At 62.9% G+C, this 5,046-nt stretch carries 4 protein-coding genes; 1 reads left to right on the plus strand and 3 read right to left on the minus strand.

The genetic code is table 11. The features are described 5' to 3' along the window. The coding region (locus KA184_17430; GenBank protein ID MBP8131364.1) for a mannitol-1-phosphate 5-dehydrogenase at window positions 1-314 on the minus strand (314 nt) is incomplete at its 3' end. A gap of 477 nt (window positions 315-791) precedes the next feature. Here KA184_17430 and KA184_17435 point away from each other — a divergent pair. Next, window positions 792-2,045, plus strand: coding sequence for a glucuronate isomerase (locus tag KA184_17435; GenBank protein MBP8131365.1), 1,254 nt, complete (start codon window positions 792-794; stop codon window positions 2,043-2,045). 60 nt (window positions 2,046-2,105) lie between these two features. On the opposite strand, the gene KA184_17440 is transcribed toward KA184_17435, so the two are convergent. Beyond that, entirely contained in the window at window positions 2,106-3,356 is a 1,251-nt protein-coding gene (locus KA184_17440; protein ID MBP8131366.1) for a DUF5011 domain-containing protein, read from the minus strand. A 203-nt stretch (window positions 3,357-3,559) separates the two neighbouring features. Then, the coding region (locus KA184_17445; GenBank protein MBP8131367.1) for a CHRD domain-containing protein at window positions 3,560-5,046 on the minus strand (1,487 nt) is incomplete at its 5' end.

A 5,046-nucleotide genomic window follows, 5' to 3' on the forward strand; every position in this document is an offset into this window, starting at 1 on the left:
CCTTTGGCCAGCAGCGGCGCGATGCGCGGCAGCACGTTCACCCCCACGGCCGTCGAGGCAAGGGACGCTTCGGCAATCGCACGCGTCACGGCTTCGGTATCCGAGGCGTGCACGGCGTCCACGTCCCGTATCCAAATGGTCTCGTTGACCTCAGACACCAGCCGCAGCGGATAGGCCCGCCGCGCGTGCAGGCTGCGCACCACCTCGTCGGCCACGTCAATAAAGGTCGTTGCGTACCCCGATTCGAAGTACAGCTGGCCGAGGAAACCGCGCCCGATATTGCCGGCCCCGAAATGTACCGCCTTTTTGTCCAAGGATTACCCCTTCCTGCTCCCGGAAAGGCGCGTATTCTAACAGATGGTCCGCCTCTTGGGCGAAAACGTTTAGAAAGGCAAATACGGCAAGCCGCGGCAGCGCCGGCGCTTCCAGGCCGACATGACGGCCGCTGCCCGGCGCGAAATCCCGAATTCTGTCGTATTGATGGCCGGGTTCATGATAAAGTGACACAAGACGCACCGGAATCTGCCCCAGAACCTTGGGGTTCACCCATCACTGTATGCGCGTGAATGGCCATGGCTCTGGCGCCTGAATTCCTGCGCATGACGGATTCGGAAAGGTGCCGGGACGCCGCATAAGAGCACTCGGGCCGCTGCTTTCACGGAGGGGCGTTTTGGAGACACGGTTCACGGCGAAAGGGGAGTCTGAAACAGTTTTTTGAGCGTTGCGGTGGGCACAGGCGAAGAAGCCCGCATAGCGCGCAAATCTCCAACTTGGACGACTCGGAGGCATCCATGTTCCGTACTGGCGACGAAACGGCATTACGCTTGGCGGTGAACGACATCGTGGCGCACACGCCCGTGACCGACATACACACGCACCTCTACGCGCCCGCGTTTGGACCCCTGTTGCTGTGGGGCATTGATGAGGTGCTCACGTACCACTATCTGATTGCCGAGTTCTTCCGCGCTTCCGACATGCCCTATGAGACGTTCTGGGCGCTCGACAAGCCGGCGCAGGCGGATGCCATCTGGAAAACGCTGTTCCTCGAACAGGCGCCGCTAAGCGAAGCGTGCCGCGGCGTCCTGACCGTCCTGAACCGGCTCGGCCTGGACGTGGCGGCGCGCGACCTCGCAGCCTATCGCGCATGGTTCGCGGCGCAGGACGCCGTCGCGCAGGTCGACCGCGTGTTCCACGTCGCGGGCCTGCGCGACGCCGTCATGACGAATGACCCCTTCGACGATGCGGAGCGGCCCGTGTGGGAGCGCGCCGGCGAGACCGACCCGCGCTTCCATGCCGCGCTGCGCATTGACCCGCTGCTGAACAACTGGACGGACAGCCACGCCCGGCTGCAGGCATGGGGCTATGCGGTGGACACGGGCCTGTCGCGGCGCGCCTTGGCCGAAACGCGGCGGTTCCTGTCCGGCTGGGTCCGGCGCATGAACGCCCGATACATGGCCGTGTCGCTGCCGCCCGGATTCGCGTTTCCCGAGGATTCGCCCCGCGCGACATTGATCGCGGAGGCGGTCCTGCCCGTGGCGCTCGAGTTCAACATCCCCTTCGCCATGATGATCGGCGTGACGCGGCAGGTGAATCCCGCATTGCGCCTCGCCGGGGACGGCGTGGGCACGGGCGACGTGACCGCGGTCGAACGGCTCTGCGCCGCGTTCCCGAAGAACAAATTCATGCTCACCATGCTTGCCCGCGAGAACCAGCACGCCTGCTGCGTCGCCGCGCGCAAATTCCGCAACCTGCTCGTCTTCGGCTGCTGGTGGTTTCTGAACGACCCAAGCCTAATCGAGGAAATCACGCGGATGCGCCTGGAACTGATCGGGCCGGTCATGATCCCGCAACATTCCGACGCGCGCGTGCTCGAACAGGTGATCTACAAATGGGACCACTCGCGCGGCATCATCGCCCGCGTCCTCGGCGACAAGTACGCCGACCTGCTGCGCGCGGGCTGGGCCGTGACGCAAGAAGAACTGCAGCGCGATATCGCCAGCCTTCTCGGCGGCCACTTCTGGCGTTTCCTGGAATACGCGCCATAAAGTCAGGTGTTGTATCGCGGTCTCACGACCGCGACGGGATGGCCGCTCCACTCCGTTCCCTCACGCCAATCCCGGGCAGTAGCCGTCTTCCGTCCCTTCGCCGGGGCAGGCGTGGTACCCGCCGCTGTTGTAGAACTGGATGAGCCGCAACAACTCGGTCAGCATGATGGTCCAGCTTGCACCGCCATCGTAATCGGAAGCGTGCGGCGCACAGGCATGATTCGCGCCCGCCCCCGGCACGTAGCCGTCCTCCGTCGAGCCCGGATCATCCGCGCAGTGGAACCCGCCCGAGTTGTAAAACTGGATCACGCGGAGCAATTCGCTCAGTTCGATGAGCCCGTTGCCGTCCTGGTCCGCCGTGTGCGCAACGGGCTCCTCGCCTTCGCCGCATGGCGCAAGCACAACTACCGCGCGCGTTTCCTGACCCACATTGCCGGAAGCGTCGGCCGCCGTAAAGTAGACCGTGTACGTGCCCGCTTGCGACGGGTCGACGTCACCGGCGTCAATGACCAGTTCGGGCACGTCGTCGCACGTGTCGGTGACGGACGCGCCCGGGTCCGCATACGGCGCGTCGCAAGGCCACTCCTGGGGATTGTCCCCCAGCAACACGATGCCGGGAAGGGTCGTGTCGCGCACTTGCACCACCAGCACCAATTCCGTCGTGTTGCCCAGCGGATCGCTGACCGTATACGTGACTTCATAATCGCCCACCGCATCCGGGTCCACCGTACCGGTCACCTGAATGTCCGCCGTCACGTCCCCATAGGTGGTGTCGGTCGCGGTCGCGTCCGGGTACGTGAACACACCGCCGCCGCATTCGATGACGAGCGGATTGTCGACCGTCAGCGTAATCTCCGGTCCGCGCCGGTCCACCACGTACATCTCATCGCAGTCGTGGTCGCCGTTGCCCGGACCGGGCCCGCCAAGCGCGTTGCTGTCGAGGTCACGAATCGTGTCGTTGTCGCGCAGATGCACCTCGATGACGCCCGCGCCTTCGCCCGAGTCCACGAGAACGTCGTACGTCGTGCCGGTGCCCGTCACGGACAGCATCGCCTCGCCGACGAGATTGTGCGCCTCCAGTTCGAAATCCTCGAGGTCCACGCCCGTGACCGGCTCGTCGAACAGGACCACGAACACTACTTCCGGCGCGGCCGTGGGGCTTGGCCCGTCCCGCGTAATCGACACGACATTCGGCGGCAACAAGGCCTTTTGCGGTTCTGCGGCAGCGCCGCCCGCGACACAGACCGTCGCCAAGACAAGAAAACAGGAAATCTCAAATCGTCTGAACCCAGACTTGTTCCCACCGTTCATGACTGGTTCCTCCTGTTTCCAAACTACAGCAACCACCATAATGTCGCAAGCCCGGCTACCGCCCAGTTTTCATCTGTGTCCATCGGTGTTCATCTGTGGTTGCTAATCTCCAATGAACCACCGATGAACACAGATAAACACAGATACAATCCAAGCTGCGGTCGGCGCTGGGCAGAATCCTGCTTCATGGAGAAATGAGGCCTCTATCGGAGCCAATAGTCACGAAGTCCCCGGGCCGCGGCCCCCACCATGAACAACCAGAGCAGCGATGCATACGCTTCATTCCCCGGGCCGGGACAGAACCCATCCTCCGTGCCGGCCTCGGGGCAATGATGATATCCGCCCGAGTTGTAGAACTGGATGATCCGTAATAACTCTGTGAGCGTGATTTGCCAATCGGGGCCAGCAGGACTGTAATCGCCGTCATAGGCACAGCAACCCATACTCGCGCCGGGGCCCGGCACGTAGCCGTCTTCCGTGCTGCCCGGATCATCTGCACAATGGAACCCGCCCGAGTTGTAGAACTGAATCACGCGCAAGAGCTCGGACAATTGGATCAGGTCGTCCTGATTCTGGTCCGCCGTGTGCCACTCATCCGCACAGGGGTCCGGGCTGCCACCTTCGCCTTCGCCCTGTCCCTCACAAACCGGCCACTCCTCGCTGCCTTCTCCGTCGAAGAAGCCGATACAATCCAGTTGTCCCCGCACTTCCCCGTCAGGGTATTCGACGCTGGTGATCACTGCGTAGCAATCACAGTAGGGGAACCCGCTGTCAGCAGGGTTTATGCACTCATATAACCGCTGCGTGGGCAGTTCCACCTCCACCAAAAGCGGGCCATTCTCTCCCGGCTTCCCTTTTCTGATCTGCACTGATACAGGATTCGCCACATTGTGAGACACGTATATTTCATATGTCGACTCCGGGCACCAACCCCAGCCCGGACAGGAATACCAGACATCTTGGACAACCACATGCCCTCTGGCCTGGCTGCCGGTAGATGGCACAACAGACGACTCCGCAAGATAACATTCACAGCGTCTTCCGCCACTCATCAATTCGCAATCCTCGCCCTCGCCTTCTACTTCTCCCTCGCCTTCTCCCTCGCCTTCTCCCTCGCCTTCCCCTTCACCTTCGCTTTCTCCTTCACCCTCGCCTTCGCCCATGCATACGCTCTCAAACTCGTACGCGCCCATGTCGTAGGCGCAACCCTGGGGCCGCGAGACCCCTAGGATATCGACGGACGAACCGCCGGCTGCGCCGGCATCGATGCACGGCGAGCCCGGCTGCAGCCGCAGGTCATTGCCAGCCACATCGACAAACAGAGGGTCGGCGTCGATATTGCCCGCGCCGGGACAGCCGCCCTGCACGCAGGAGTACCTAACCGAAGGCGCTGCGTCGCCGCCGCTCAGTTCGTTCGGCGCATCGCCCCAAAGGACGCAGTCGAAGACCTCCGGCGCTGCCGCTCCGTTGTGCATCGCGCCGCCGCCGCCGGCCGCATTGCCCGCAAACGAGGAGCAATAGACGCGCGGCGCACACTGGACGTTGCACATGCCGCCGCCATTTCCGGTCATCGCGAGATTGTTCGCGAAAACGCAATTGACGATGCCTTCGAGCATCTGGTCCGATTCGAGGGTGTTGTACATGCCGCCGCCCGAATCGTATGCGGTATTCCGCGCGAACGTGCAGCCGA

It is taken from the genome of Candidatus Hydrogenedentota bacterium, from assembly GCA_018005585.1.
Classification (GTDB): domain Bacteria; phylum Hydrogenedentota; class Hydrogenedentia; order Hydrogenedentales; family JAGMZX01; genus JAGMZX01.

Coding starts and splice junctions, on each gene's coding strand:
- KA184_17435 (MBP8131365.1), top strand. CDS start 792: ATGTTCCGTACTGGCGACGAAACGGCATTACGCTTGGCGGTGAACGAC.
- KA184_17440 (MBP8131366.1), bottom strand. CDS start 3,356: ATGAACGGTGGGAACAAGTCTGGGTTCAGACGATTTGAGATTTCCTGT.